Source organism: Leisingera sp. S132 (genome assembly GCF_025144465.1).
GTDB lineage: Bacteria > Pseudomonadota > Alphaproteobacteria > Rhodobacterales > Rhodobacteraceae > Leisingera.
In genome coordinates this window covers 693,726-706,116 of record NZ_CP083553.1, presented here as the reverse complement: position 1 = coordinate 706,116, position 12,391 = coordinate 693,726, and the positions used below count along the sequence as shown (strand labels likewise).

Sequence of the window (12,391 nt, the reverse complement as noted above, 5' to 3'; positions counted from 1 at the left end):
CCGCTGGCAGCTGGACCGTGTAAATCCTGCTCAATCAATACCGGAGCCGGTCCAAAGAGAAGCTCAAAATCCAAGACTTCTTTGGGACAGGAAACTGCGCGGAGTGTCAGAGCAGCACCGGTCTAGGGTGTTTCAGATTAGCTGGAAAAGCATCCCCGCTAGAATCGCGCCACTGACTCCCAGCCCCAGATAGGCTGCAAATACCTTTGGCTTTACCAGCGACCAGACCGCTGCCATGGCGGGAACAGAGCTGACCGCGCCCGCAACCAAAAAGGCCATAGCGGCGCCTGCGCTCATACCTTGCTCCATCAGCCCAGCCAGTAGCGGCGGCGCAACATAGGAATTTAGATAGGCAGGCATCCCAACCAGCGCTGCAACAGCAATCGGCAGCACACCATCTCCGCCGACCAGACCGGCAATCACAGCGGCTGGCACGTAGTGGACTAAAAGAGATTCCAGCACATAAGCCAACGCCAGCCATTTCAGCAAAAACACGCCGTTTGAGATGAACTCCCCGCGGAACCTCGCCCGGCGCTCTGCCTCGGTCCAGAAGCTCCAGTTCGGCTCGGCGTCAGGCTTCGGCGCGCTACAACCGCAGCAGTTCCTGGCCTTCTGCTGGCGTAGTGGATTGGCAAATACACCCTGCCCATGCAACAACTTGATGGCAAAACCGCCGAACAACCCCAACGCCACTGCAGCAACTGCCTTGCCGATGGCAAAAGGCCAGCCCAAAGCGCCGGCAGTGATTAACAACGTCGGCGGATCGATCAGCGGTGAGGACAGCCAGAACGCCATCACTGCCGACAACGGCGCGCCAAGCGCCAGAAGCCCTGCTATGAACGGGATCACCTCACAAGAGCAGAATGGGGCCAAGCCGCCAAACAGTGCGGCCAGAAAGATCATCCGGGTTTCACGGCCTTCAAATGCGCGAGCGACCATAGCCTCGGCCCCCGTTGCTTTGAGATAGGCCAGCAGCAGCACTGCAAACAGAATGTAACGCGCAGTGCTGCCCAGTGCGGCAAGTGTGAATTCCAGAACTGATCGGAAGTTTCCTGGATCAAGGATTGCGGCGGCAGCCAGCATTGCGACGCTGAGCGTCCAGGGCGTATTCAGCCAGTTGCCCAGCGCCTTCATAGGGCGGGGGTTCTGTGTCAGTTCAGCCATCGTTTGCAGCCCTCAAACCTGCATCCGCGCAACACTCCTGCAGGATGAAGCCGGCCAGCGCCTCCAGTCGCCCGTAGTCGGCCCGGCAGATGGTGCTGCGCCCTTCGCGCGCCTGCTTCACCACGCCTGCCGCTGCCAGGAATTTGAGGTGATGAGCCAGTGTTGAGGGCGCAATACCCGTGCGATTCTGAACTTCTCCGACAGTCAACCCGTTTTCTCCGGCCCGGATCAGGCAACGCAAAACCTGCAGCCTTGCTTCGGATCCCATAGCTGCAAATCCCTGTGCTGCTTCTTCCCATTCCATGACTTCAGCCCTCATTAGTTCGATGAAACTAGTTATATGGTTATTTTTAGAGTTTCAAGATGTAAGAGGGTCCCGCATCATTAGAGTTGCACATGAATATGATCATCGTGCCGCGCAGCACGGCACCCCTGGAAGCGCAGCTTGCCGGAACTCACCGCAAACCGTTCTTGCAAGTGTGGCTCAAGAAATACCTTCCCGATCCTGCCATCCGCCGCCAGGGCCCGCAGCAGATGGCGGGTTCGGTCAGCATCTACCCTCAAATCCTGCCACAATGGCTGTAGCGCCTGAAGGTCCCAGCGCAGCGATAACCAAGCGGCCGGGCAATCCGACACCCCGTGTTCAAAGGCAAAGTAGCCGATCGGAGACCGGGTCGCCGTGGGAACGTAACCCGATGCGCCCGAATAGTAGAATGCGAGATCTGCCTTGCGCCCGTCGCGGTGAGACAGGTGCGGAAGCAGCGGAAAACCATCAAGGAACGGAAAATTGGCATCAAGAACCTGCGTGACAGTACCGGGATAGGCTGTAGCAACCGACGCCGCTGTTTCCTGCAGCGCCTTGGCCAGCTCCGGTGTCACGAAATTCCGATTCGACGCACAGTATAGCCAGGATTGCATTTGCAAAGGGCCCTCCTGCCAGCAGCCGAGAGCAACCCGCCCGAAGTGCGGGGCGGCCCAGATGGCCGACAAGCTGAGACCTGAGTATAGAATTAAGAACGCCGCAAGCCTGCGCCGGAACAGGAGCGCAACCAACCAGGCGATGCCGCCGAGTTGTGTAAGAAGAGTCAAAAAGACTGCAAAAGCGATGTGAACGATGGGTTTCGGCATGAAGTGATCTGGCACTGCCAACCCAGCCAATTCAAGGCGCAGTTTTCCCCAAACTGGCCCTAAGTCCAGATTGCACCCCACTTAAGTCCACCCTAAGGTGCCCATATGGCCATCTCCGTTGACACCTTCTTCCTGAATCCGGATGCTCAGGGCACACTGCAGGCGCAGATCCAGGAAATGATTGCCGAGGGCATCTTGTCCGGCCGCTTCCGGGTAGGTGAGAAACTGCCGTCCTCGCGCAAGCTGGCCGCGCATCTTGGCATCAGCCGGATCACCGTAACTCTGGCCTACACCGAACTTCTGGCGAATGACTATCTCACCTCGCGTGGACGTTCGGGGTATTTTGTCTCCGACAACGCGCCGGTGCCTCCCTCCTACACTCCACAACAGAAATCCGGCGACACTGTTGACTGGGGCAAGGTGATGGCGCGCAGCTTCACTGGCGGCGACACCCCCCGCAAACCGCAGGATTGGCGCGACTACCGGTATCCGTTCATATACGGTCAGGCCGATGCTTCGCTGTTCGATCACGCTAACTGGCGGCTTTGCGCGCTGCGCGCTCTGGGGCAAAAGGACTTCTCCGCACTGGCCAATGATTACTTCGACCAGGACGATCCGCTGCTGATCGAGTATATCGCCCGCCATACGCTGCCGCGGCGCGGGATCACCGCACGGCCGGAGGAAATCCTGATTACCCTGGGCGCCCAGAACGCGCTGTGGATCACTTGCCAGTTACTGCTGAACCGCGGACGCCGCGCAGCTGTGGAGGATCCAGCTTACTATACATTGCGCGACCAGGTGGTTCAGACCCGGTGCCAAGTGGACTGCATTCCGGTGGACGAGCGCGGTCTGCCGCCTGACACCATTCCCGACGACACCAATGTTATCTTCTGCACTCCCAGCCACCAGAGTCCCACCACGTTCACCATGCCAATGGAACGCCGCAAGGAGCTGCTCCGGCGCGCCAGCGAAATCGATGCAGTGATTGTCGAAGACGACTACGAGTTCGAGATGTCCTTCCTTGGCGCACCTTCACCGTCGCTCAAGTCTCTCGACACCGAAGGCCGGGTCATTTACGCGGGCAGTTTCTCCAAGTCGCTTTTCCCGGGCCTCAGGCTTGGTTACCTGGTTGGGTCAGAACCTTTCATCCGCCAAGCCCGTGCATTGCGCGCCAGCGTGCTGCGGCACCCGCCCGGCCACGTGCAACGCACCGTGGCCTACTTCCTCTCCCTTGGCCACTACGACGCTCAGATCCGCCGCATCGCCAAGGTACTGCATGATCGGCGCGCGGTCATTGAAGATGCGATCCGAAAACATGGCCTGACCATCGCAGGCGTTGGCAGCTTTGGCGGCTCCGCCCTGTGGATGCAGGCACCAGCGGACGTAGACGCAACTGTAGTGGCGCAGCGGCTGAGGGAGAAAAGCGTGATTATTGAACCCGGCGCTCCCTTCTTTGCGGCAGAGCGCCGCAAGCAGAATTACTACAGGCTCGGCTATTCCTCGATTCCTGCTACCAGAATCGAGCCTGGGCTGGCCTTGCTGGCTCATGCGCTCAAACAGCGCTGACCAATACTACCGCACCAATGCCCAAATCAAAAAAATGGCACCAGATGTATCACCTGGTGATACACTCCCATTGAGGAGTCTAACAGGCGTGACCGGCTGAGCCTTATGTGAAAATCCCGCCCGGCTATTTTCATAAGGCCATTTTTGGACCTACCCCAGCGCCCTAACTGGCCCTAACCGGACACCCCAGCGCCCCCTAAACCAGAGTCAACTCCCGGCACTCTGGTCCGGGCAGATTATGCGTCTCACTCAGGAGCAAAACCCATGAAAATGACCACCGAAGAAGCCTTCGTCAAAGTGCTTCAGCTGCACGGCATCGAGCATGCCTTTGGTATTATCGGTTCGGCCATGATGCCGATCTCCGACATCTTCGAGCCGGCAGGCATCACCTTCTGGGACTGCGCTCACGAAGGTTCCGGCGGCATGATGGCTGACGGCTACACCCGCGCCACCGGCAAAATGTCGATGATGATCGCCCAGAACGGCCCTGGCATCACCAACTTTGTGACCGCCGTTAAAACCGCTTACTGGAACCACACCCCGCTTCTGTTGGTCACCCCGCAAGCCGCAAACAAGACAATGGGTCAGGGCGGTTTCCAGGAAATGGAACAGATGCGCATGTTCGCCGACTGCGTCTGCTACCAGGAAGAGGTGCGCGATCCCTCCCGCATGGCCGAGGTCCTGAACCGCGTGATCATGCAAGCCAAGCGCAACTCCGCTCCGGCCCAGATCAACGTGCCGCGCGACTACTTCACCCAGGTTGTCGACATCGAACTGCCGGCCGTTGTTGACTTTGAGCGCCCCGCAGGCGGCACCGACGCGGTGAACGAGGCGGCCGAGCTGCTGTCAAACGCGAAGTTCCCGGTCATCCTGAACGGTGCCGGCGTTGTTATCGGCGGCGCGATCCCGTCCTCGATCGCCCTGGCCGAGCGCCTGGACGCCCCGGTTTGCGTCGGCTACCAGCACAACGACGCCTTCCCCGGATCGCACCCGCTGTTCGCTGGCCCGCTGGGCTACAACGGCTCAAAAGCAGGCATGGAACTGATCTCCAAAGCGGACGTTGTCCTGGCCCTGGGCACCCGCCTGAACCCGTTCTCGACCCTGCCCGGCTACGGCATCGACTACTGGCCGACCGACGCGAAAATCATCCAGGTTGACATCAATCCGGACCGCATCGGCCTGACCAAGAAAGTCACTGTCGGCATCGTCGGCGACGCCAAGCAGGTTGCAGACACAATCCTGAGCAAACTGTCCGGCACCGCAGGCGACGAAGGCCGCGAAGAACGCAAAGCGCTGATCGCGCACACCAAATCCTCCTGGGCGCAGGAACTGTCCTCGATGGACAGCGAGCAGGACGATCCCGGAACCACCTGGAATGAGCGTGCCCGCGCAGCCAAGCCTGACTGGCTGTCGCCGCGCCGTGCATGGCGTGCGATCCAGGCCGGCCTGCCGAAGGATGCGATCATCTCCTCCGACATCGGCAACAACTGCGCAATCGGCAACGCCTACCCGTCCTTCGAGGAAGGCCGCAAGTACCTGGCCCCCGGCTTGTTCGGCCCCTGCGGCTACGGCTTGCCGGCGGTTGTCGGTGCAAAAATCGGCTGCCCGGACGTTCCGGTTGTCGGCTTCTCCGGCGACGGCGCATTCGGCATCGCAGTGACCGAGCTGACCGCAATCGGCCGCGAAGAATGGCCCGCCGTGACCCAGGTTGTCTTCCGCAACTACCAGTGGGGCGCGGAAAAGCGTAACTCCACCCTGTGGTTCGACGACAACTTTGTCGGCACCGAGCTGGACACCCAGGTGTCTTATGCCGGCATCGCCCAGGCCTGCGGCCTGAAGGGTGTTGTTGCCCGAACTCAGGAAGAGCTGACCGACGCTCTGCGCCAGGCCTGCGAAGACCAGAAGAAGGGCATCACCACCCTGATCGAAGCGATGATCAACCAGGAACTGGGTGAGCCCTTCCGCCGCGACGCAATGAAGAAGCCGGTCCAGGTTGCAGGCATCAGCAAGGACGACATGCGTCCGCAGAAGGTCTGAACCCAATGCCCCTGCCCTTTGACCTCTCGATGGGCCAGGGGCTCTATCTGGCCGCCGCGTTGTTCGCGGCGGCCATTATCCGGGGCTTCTCCGGGTTTGGTTTTTCCGCGATCTTCATCATTCTGGCAGCACTCACAACCAACCCGCTGCCTTTGATCCCGGTGGTGTTTTCTTGCGAAATCGCCATGACCGCCTTTCAGGCCCGCGACATCCGCCCGCATATCGACTGGCGCCGGGCCATTGCCCTTCTGGCAGGGGCCGCCGTCGCAACAGTTCCCGCCATCGCCATCATGGCACGGCTGGGCGAGCAGGAAGCCAGGCTGGCGATCTCAAGCCTGATCCTGGTGCTGAGCCTGGTTCTGCTCAGCGGCTGGCAGCTGGAACGCCCGGTCGGGCGCAACGGTAATTTGGGCGTGGGTGCTGTTGCAGGCATCGCCAACAGCGCCGGCGTCGGCGGGCTGCCCGTAGCGGCTTTCCTGACCGCGCAACCGGTTCCGCCTGCGGTGTTCCGCGCTACGATGATCATCTTCCTGACCGGCATCGACTTGATGGCGCTGCCGGTGATGGCTCTGAACGGTCTGGTAGGGCCGGAAACCCTGACCGGCATCCTGCTGGCCTTTCCCTTTCTGGGCCTCGGCATCTGGGCCGGGTCTCATAGTTTCAAGGCGGTCTCGCAATCGCTGTTCCGCCGGGCGGTGGTGCTGATGCTGACCGCACTTTCGCTGATCAATATCGCACGGCTGGCGTTCTGACTGCCGCGCCCTGCCCGAAACAACTGTTACAGGACGCTCGCCCATGACCCAGACCTTGTCCCCGCTTGAACTGCTGAAGGCCGAAGCCCCGGCGACCCGCCCCGTTGTTGCGCTGAGCGAGGGCACCGACCCCCGTGTGGTTGCAGGCGCCTTGGCCGCACATCAGGCAGGTATTGCCGATGTCATTCTGGTCGGCCCCCATGCCGGGGTTGAAGCCGCTCTGCAAGCCGAAGGTGCCCGGGCTAGCGGCGGTGTGGCAATCCACGATCCGGCCACGTCGGATCTGACTGCAAGCTTTGCTGCAGAATACTATGTGCTGCGCAAGCACAAGGGCGTGGATGAGGCCAAGGCCCGTGCCGCTGCCGAAACACCACTGGTTTATGCCGCCATGCTGGTCCGCCTGGGCCATGCAACCGGCACCGTCGGCGGTGCTGTGCACACCACCGGCGATGTGGTGCGCAGTGCCATCCAGGTGATCGGCATGGCGCCGGATGCCGGCATGGTCTCCTCCTTCTTCCTGATGTACCCGCCAGCCGATGCGCCCGAGGGTGCCCGTGCAATGCTGTACTCGGACTGTGGACTAGTGATTGACCCCAAGCCCGCCGAAATGGTTTCCATCGCCGCAGCCTCGGCCCAATCAGCCAGCGCGCTGTTGCGAGTGGACCCCAAACTGGCCTTCCTCAGCTTTTCGACCAAGGGCAGCGCCAAGCACCCGGCGGTGGAAAAGGTTACCGAAGCCCTAGGCCTGTTCCAAGACGCCCACCCTGAGCTTCCCGCCGATGGAGAACTGCAATTCGACGCGGCCTTCGTGCCTTCGGTAGGTGAGCGCAAGTCTCCGGGCTCTGCCGTTGCCGGCCAGGCCAACGTGATGATCTTCCCGAACCTGGACGCAGGTAACATCGGCTACAAGATCACCCAGCGGCTTGGCGGCTACTCCGCCATAGGCCCGGTCCTGCAAGGGCTGGCCAAACCCGCCAACGACCTGTCGCGCGGCTGCAGCGCCGAGGATGTGACCCAGATCATCGCCGTTACAATCCTGCAAGCTGCAGGCGCCAAGCGTCCGGAAATTTGAACAAATGTTCCAAAAGTCAGAACCTGTGCAGAACGCCATTCCCAAATTGAGGCAATCCGTCATACGGTCGCCCGAAACTCCCAACAGGACCCGCCAATGACCCACCAGCAGCCAATCCTGAACACCTCGCCCAAAGTTTCGGACGAGATCCGCAAGACCACCTGCTACATGTGCGCCTGCCGCTGCGGCATCAACGTGCATATGAAAGACGGCAAGGTTGCCTATATTGAGGGCAACCGCGATCACCCGGTGAACAAGGGCGTGCTTTGCGCCAAAGGATCCGCAGGGATCATGCAGGTTAATGCGCCATCCCGCCTGAAGGCGCCGATGCTGCGCACCGGGCCGCGCGGATCCGGCCAGTTCAAGGAAATCACCTGGGATGAGGCGCTGGCCATCGCCGTAGGCTGGCTGGAACCTGTCCGCCACGAGGCGCCGGAACAGCTGGCGTTCTTCACCGGCCGCGACCAATCGCAAAGCTTCACCAGCTTCTGGGCGCAAAGCTATGGCACACCGAACTATGCGGCGCATGGCGGCTTCTGTTCGGTCAACATGGCGACCGCGGGCATCTACACCATGGGCGGCGCCTTCTGGGAGTTCGGCCAGCCCGACTGGGACCACACCAAGCTGTTCCTGCTGTTCGGCGTTGCCGAGGACCACGATTCCAACCCCATCAAGATGGGCATCGGCAAGATCAAGAAACGCGGCGCGCGGGTGATCGGCGTCAATCCTATCCGCTCGGGCTATAACGCAGTGGCAGACGACTGGGTCGGCATCACGCCGGGTACCGACGGTCTGTTCATCCTGTCGATGATTCACGTGCTGATGAAGGCCGGCAAGATCGACCTCGACTACCTTAGCCGCTTTACCAACGCACCGGTTCTGGTGAACGCCACGGAAGGTCCTGAAAAAGGCCTGCTGATGCGTGACGCGGACGGCAAGATGCTGGTCATCGACCGCAACACCGGCAAGCTGACCCCCTTCGACCAGCCCGGCGTGCGTCCGGACCTGTCGGCGGTCTACGAAAAGGACGGCGTCACCCACCGGCCGGTCTTCCACCAGATGGCCGAACGCTATCTGACAGACGAATACGCCCCGGAAGCGGTGGCCGACAAATGCGGCATCCCGGCCAAGCGCATCCGTGCCATCGCGGGCGAGCTGGCCCGCGTCGCCTTTGACGAAGCGTTTGAGCTGGATCACGAGTGGACCGACTTCCGCGGTGAGAAACACTCCAAGATGACCGGCCGCCCGGTGGCCATGCACTCGATGCGTGGTGTCTCGGCGCATGCCAATGGTTTCCAAACCTGCCGTGCGCTGCATGTGCTGCAGATCCTCTTGGGCACCGTCGAGGTTCCCGGCGGCTTCCGCTTCAAACCGCCCTACCCCAAGCCGGTCGAGGCGCACCCGACACCGCACTGCAAATCCACGCCAGACACCCCGCTGGACGGCCCGCACTTGGGCTTTGTGCGCGGACCCGAGCATCTGGCGCTGAAAGAGGACGGCAGCCCGGCACGGATTGACAAGGCCTTCACGTGGGAAAATCCGATGTCGGCCCATGGCCTAATGCATATGGTGATCTCCAACGCGCACGCGGGCGATCCCTACAAGATCGACACGCTGTTCATGTATATGGCCAACATGTCGTGGAACTCTTCTATGAACACTAAGGGTGTGATGGAGATGCTGACCGACAAGGATGAGAACGGCGACTACAAAATCCCGCATATCATCTACTCGGACGCCTACAGTTCCGAGATGGTGGCCTTTGCCGACCTGATCCTGCCGGACACCACCTATCTGGAGCGCCACGACTGCATCTCGCTGCTGGACCGCCCGATTTGCGAGGCGGACGCGGCGGCAGATGCCATCCGCTGGCCGGTGATTGAGCCGGACCGCGACGTGCGCGGCTTCCAGACGGTACTGATTCAGCTGGCCAACCGGATGAAGCTGCCGGGCTTCACCAATGAGGACCGGACCGCCAAGTGGAAAGACTACGCCGACTACATCGTCAACCACGAGCGTAAGCCCGGAATTGGCCCGCTGTCGGGTTTCCGTGGGGAAGACGGCAGCAAAACCGGCCGCGGTGAAGTGAACCCGGAGCAGCTGAACCAGTACATCGAAAACGGCGGTTTCCACGTCGCCCACATTCCGGAAGGCGCCGACTACTACAAACCCTGGAACACCGCCTATCAGGACTGGGCGGTGGGCATGGGGCTGTATGACAGCCCCCAGCCCTACCTGTTCCAGCTTTATGTCGAGCCCATGCGCAAGTTCCAGCTGGCTGCCGAAGGCCATGGCGAGCGCCAGCCGCCCGAGCATCTGCGCCAGCGGGTAAAGGATGTGATGGACCCGCTGCCGATCTGGTACGAAACCGACCAGCAAGGGAACGAGGGCTTCACCGTCAACGCGCTGACCCAGCGTCCGATGGCGATGTACCACTCCTGGGGCACCCAGAACGCCTGGCTGCGCCAGCTGCACGGCCGCAACCCGCTCTATGTCCCCACCAAGCTGATGCGCGAGCACGGGCTGCAGGACGGCGACTGGGCCAAGATCACTTCGCCGCACGGGGAGATCACCGTGCCGGTGATGGAGATGGCCGCGCTCAATGACAACACCGTCTGGACCTGGAACGCCATCGGCAAGCGCAAGGGCGCCTGGGCGCTGGAGGAGGATGCACCGGAGGCCACCAAGGGCTTCCTGCTCAACCACCTGATCCATGAGCTGCTGCCCGCCAAGGGCGACGGCATGCGGTGGGCCAACTCGGACCCGATCACCGGTCAGGCGGCCTGGTTCGACCTCAAAGTCAAAATCGAAAAGGCCGCCGCGCCATCTGACCTGCAGGAAAGCCAGCCGGCCTTCCCGGCGCAGGAGTCGCCCGTAGGCACCGGCCCGAAAGAACTGAAGTGGAAAGTAGGCAAATGACCGAGCTCCCCAACTCCACAGACCGCAAGATGGGCCTGGTCATCGACCTGGACACCTGCGTTGGCTGCCATGCCTGTGTGATCTCCTGCAAAGGCTGGAACACGGAAAACTACGGCGCGCCGCTGTCAGATCAGAACCCCTATGGCGGCGACCCGTCGGGCACCTTCCTGAACCGGGTGCATTCTTACGAGGTGCAGCCGGAACAGGGCCACGCCCAGCTTATCCATTTCCCCAAGTCCTGCCTCCACTGCGAGGACGCGCCCTGTGTCACCGTCTGCCCCACCGGCGCCAGCTACAAGCGGGTGGAAGACGGCATCGTGCTGGTGAACGAAGACCACTGCATCGGCTGCGGCCTGTGCGCCTGGTCCTGCCCTTACGGCGCACGGGAACTGGACCTGGCCGAAGGGGTGATGAAGAAATGCACCCTCTGCGTTGACCGGATCTACAACGAGAACCTGCCGGAAGTGGACCGCATCCCCTCCTGCGTGCGGACCTGCCCCGCAGGCGCCCGCCATTTCGGCGATTTGGGCGATCCGGACAGCGATGTCTCCAAACTGGTGGCAGAGCGCGGCGGCATGGACCTGATGCCGGAAATGGGCACCAAACCTGTGAACAAATACCTGCCGCCCCGCCCCAAGGACCAGATCGAGGATCAAATCGACATCCTCGCCCCGCTGCTGGCTCCGGTCGCTGAGGAGCCGCAAGGCTTCATGGGCTGGCTGGACAAGGCCCTCGACAAACTTCCGGGAGGAGCGAACTGATGCATCCCGCACCCTCAGTCATCATCTTTACCACCCTGTCGGGTCTGGGTTTTGGCCTGCTGTTCTTCCTCGGGCTCGGTCAGCCAGCAGTGACCGGTACGGTGGCCTTTGTGTTCCACGCAATCGCCTTTGGCTTGGCCTGCGGCGGCCTGCTGGCTTCCACGTTCCACCTGGGCCGCCCTGAGCGTGCCTGGCGCGCACTCACCCAGTGGAAAACCAGCTGGCTCAGCCGTGAAGGCATCTGTGCCGTGGGCGCCTTGATCGTCATGGGGCTTTATGCGCTAGGCGCGGTGTTCATGGACAGCCAGTGGACCGTGCTGGGCTGGATCGGCGCGGCGCTCAGCCTCGCCACCGTCTTTACCACCTCGATGATCTACACCCAGCTCAAGACCATCCCGCGCTGGAACATGGAACTGACACCTGTGATGTTCCTCTCCTTCAGCCTGGCCGGCGGCGCGCTGCTGGCCGGTGCAGAGAGCCTGGCGCCCTGGCTGCTAGCCATCGCAGGAGCAGTGCAGCTGGCCTATTGGGCCAAAGGAGACAAGGCGCTTGAAAACTCAGGCACCAATCTGGGCACCGCCACCGGTCTTGGCGACCGCGGCACGGTCCGCGCCTTTGAGCCGCCGCACACCGGCTCCAACTACCTGCTGCGCGAGTTTGTGCATGTGGTGGGCCGCAAACACGCGCAAAAGCTGCGGATGATGGCCTTTTTCTTTGGCTTCGCCCTGCCGCTGCTGCTGATCCTGACCCCGGTTCAGGGCATCGTGATCAAGCATGTGTTTGCTGCCCTCGCGGTGCTGTCGCATCTCGCAGGCATCGCAACCTCGCGCTGGCTGTTCTTTGCTCAGGCCGAACATGTGGTCGGCCTCTACTACGGCAAACGCTGACATCCCCGGGGCGCCCAATGCGGCGCCCCAACTTTTTTGGCCGGAGGCGTCACAAACACCAAGCTTGCCTCGTCCTGTTCCTGAAGCCATCAGAAAGGAACAGAC

General features: G+C 61.6%; 10 protein-coding genes. 7 read left to right on the top strand and 3 right to left on the bottom strand.

All coding sequences use genetic code 11. The annotated features are described in order from the left end of the window. Positions 1–132: 132 nt before the first annotated feature. The 3 genes from K3725_RS03370 to K3725_RS03360 form a co-directional block, all read right to left on the bottom strand. Positions 133–1,164 carry a permease gene (locus K3725_RS03370; RefSeq protein ID WP_260017452.1) on the bottom strand — a complete coding sequence of 344 codons (1,032 nt, stop codon included), beginning with the start codon at positions 1,162–1,164 and terminating at the stop codon, positions 133–135. Then, the gene (locus K3725_RS03365; RefSeq protein WP_260018559.1) at positions 1,157–1,468 is read right to left on the bottom strand and encodes a helix-turn-helix transcriptional regulator; all 312 of its coding nucleotides are present in this window, start codon (positions 1,466–1,468) and stop codon (positions 1,157–1,159) included. Before K3725_RS03365 ends, K3725_RS03370 begins: the two co-directional genes overlap by 8 nt. Positions 1,469–1,548: 80 nt before the next feature. After that, positions 1,549–2,292 (bottom strand): hypothetical protein, encoded by a 744-nt coding sequence (locus tag K3725_RS03360; protein ID WP_260017451.1) that lies wholly within the window; start codon positions 2,290–2,292, stop codon positions 1,549–1,551. Positions 2,293–2,397: 105 nt separating this feature from the next. Between K3725_RS03360 and K3725_RS03355 the strand changes: the two genes are divergently transcribed. From K3725_RS03355 to K3725_RS03325, 7 genes are all read left to right on the top strand, one after another. Further along, entirely contained in the window at positions 2,398–3,858 is a 1,461-nt protein-coding gene (locus K3725_RS03355) for a PLP-dependent aminotransferase family protein (protein WP_260017450.1), read from the top strand. A 264-nt stretch (positions 3,859–4,122) separates the two neighbouring features. Continuing rightward, positions 4,123–5,895, top strand: a complete 1,773-nt coding sequence (gene xsc, locus K3725_RS03350) for a sulfoacetaldehyde acetyltransferase (protein ID WP_260017449.1) — start codon at positions 4,123–4,125, stop codon at positions 5,893–5,895. 5 nt (positions 5,896–5,900) lie between these two features. Beyond that, positions 5,901–6,647, top strand: a complete 747-nt coding sequence (locus K3725_RS03345; RefSeq protein ID WP_260017448.1) for a sulfite exporter TauE/SafE family protein — start codon at positions 5,901–5,903, stop codon at positions 6,645–6,647. A 43-nt stretch (positions 6,648–6,690) separates the two neighbouring features. Then, positions 6,691–7,719 carry a phosphate acetyltransferase gene (gene pta, locus K3725_RS03340; protein WP_260017447.1) on the top strand — a complete coding sequence of 343 codons (1,029 nt, stop codon included), beginning with the start codon at positions 6,691–6,693 and terminating at the stop codon, positions 7,717–7,719. A 96-nt stretch (positions 7,720–7,815) separates the two neighbouring features. Next, positions 7,816–10,638 (top strand): molybdopterin oxidoreductase family protein, encoded by a 2,823-nt coding sequence (locus K3725_RS03335; protein WP_260017446.1) that lies wholly within the window; start codon positions 7,816–7,818, stop codon positions 10,636–10,638. Continuing rightward, positions 10,635–11,399 (top strand): 4Fe-4S dicluster domain-containing protein, encoded by a 765-nt coding sequence (locus K3725_RS03330; protein ID WP_260017445.1) that lies wholly within the window; start codon positions 10,635–10,637, stop codon positions 11,397–11,399. Before K3725_RS03335 ends, K3725_RS03330 begins: the two co-directional genes overlap by 4 nt. Then, on the top strand, positions 11,399–12,286 hold the full coding sequence (locus K3725_RS03325) for a DmsC/YnfH family molybdoenzyme membrane anchor subunit (protein ID WP_260017444.1): 888 nt from the start codon (positions 11,399–11,401) through the stop codon (positions 12,284–12,286). Before K3725_RS03330 ends, K3725_RS03325 begins: the two co-directional genes overlap by 1 nt. Positions 12,287–12,391 lie beyond the last annotated feature (105 nt).

Bases quoted from the DNA above. Each gene is read 5' to 3' on its own strand.
- K3725_RS03360 (WP_260017451.1), bottom strand. From the start codon at position 2,292: ATGCCGAAACCCATCGTTCACATCGCTTTTGCAGTCTTTTTGACTCTT.
- K3725_RS03365 (WP_260018559.1), bottom strand. From the start codon at position 1,468: ATGGAATGGGAAGAAGCAGCACAGGGATTTGCAGCTATGGGATCCGAA.
- K3725_RS03335 (WP_260017446.1), top strand. From the start codon at position 7,816: ATGACCCACCAGCAGCCAATCCTGAACACCTCGCCCAAAGTTTCGGAC.
- xsc (WP_260017449.1), top strand. From the start codon at position 4,123: ATGAAAATGACCACCGAAGAAGCCTTCGTCAAAGTGCTTCAGCTGCAC.
- K3725_RS03355 (WP_260017450.1), top strand. From the start codon at position 2,398: ATGGCCATCTCCGTTGACACCTTCTTCCTGAATCCGGATGCTCAGGGC.
- K3725_RS03345 (WP_260017448.1), top strand. From the start codon at position 5,901: ATGCCCCTGCCCTTTGACCTCTCGATGGGCCAGGGGCTCTATCTGGCC.
- K3725_RS03325 (WP_260017444.1), top strand. From the start codon at position 11,399: ATGCATCCCGCACCCTCAGTCATCATCTTTACCACCCTGTCGGGTCTG.
- pta (WP_260017447.1), top strand. From the start codon at position 6,691: ATGACCCAGACCTTGTCCCCGCTTGAACTGCTGAAGGCCGAAGCCCCG.
- K3725_RS03330 (WP_260017445.1), top strand. From the start codon at position 10,635: ATGACCGAGCTCCCCAACTCCACAGACCGCAAGATGGGCCTGGTCATC.
- K3725_RS03370 (WP_260017452.1), bottom strand. From the start codon at position 1,164: ATGGCTGAACTGACACAGAACCCCCGCCCTATGAAGGCGCTGGGCAAC.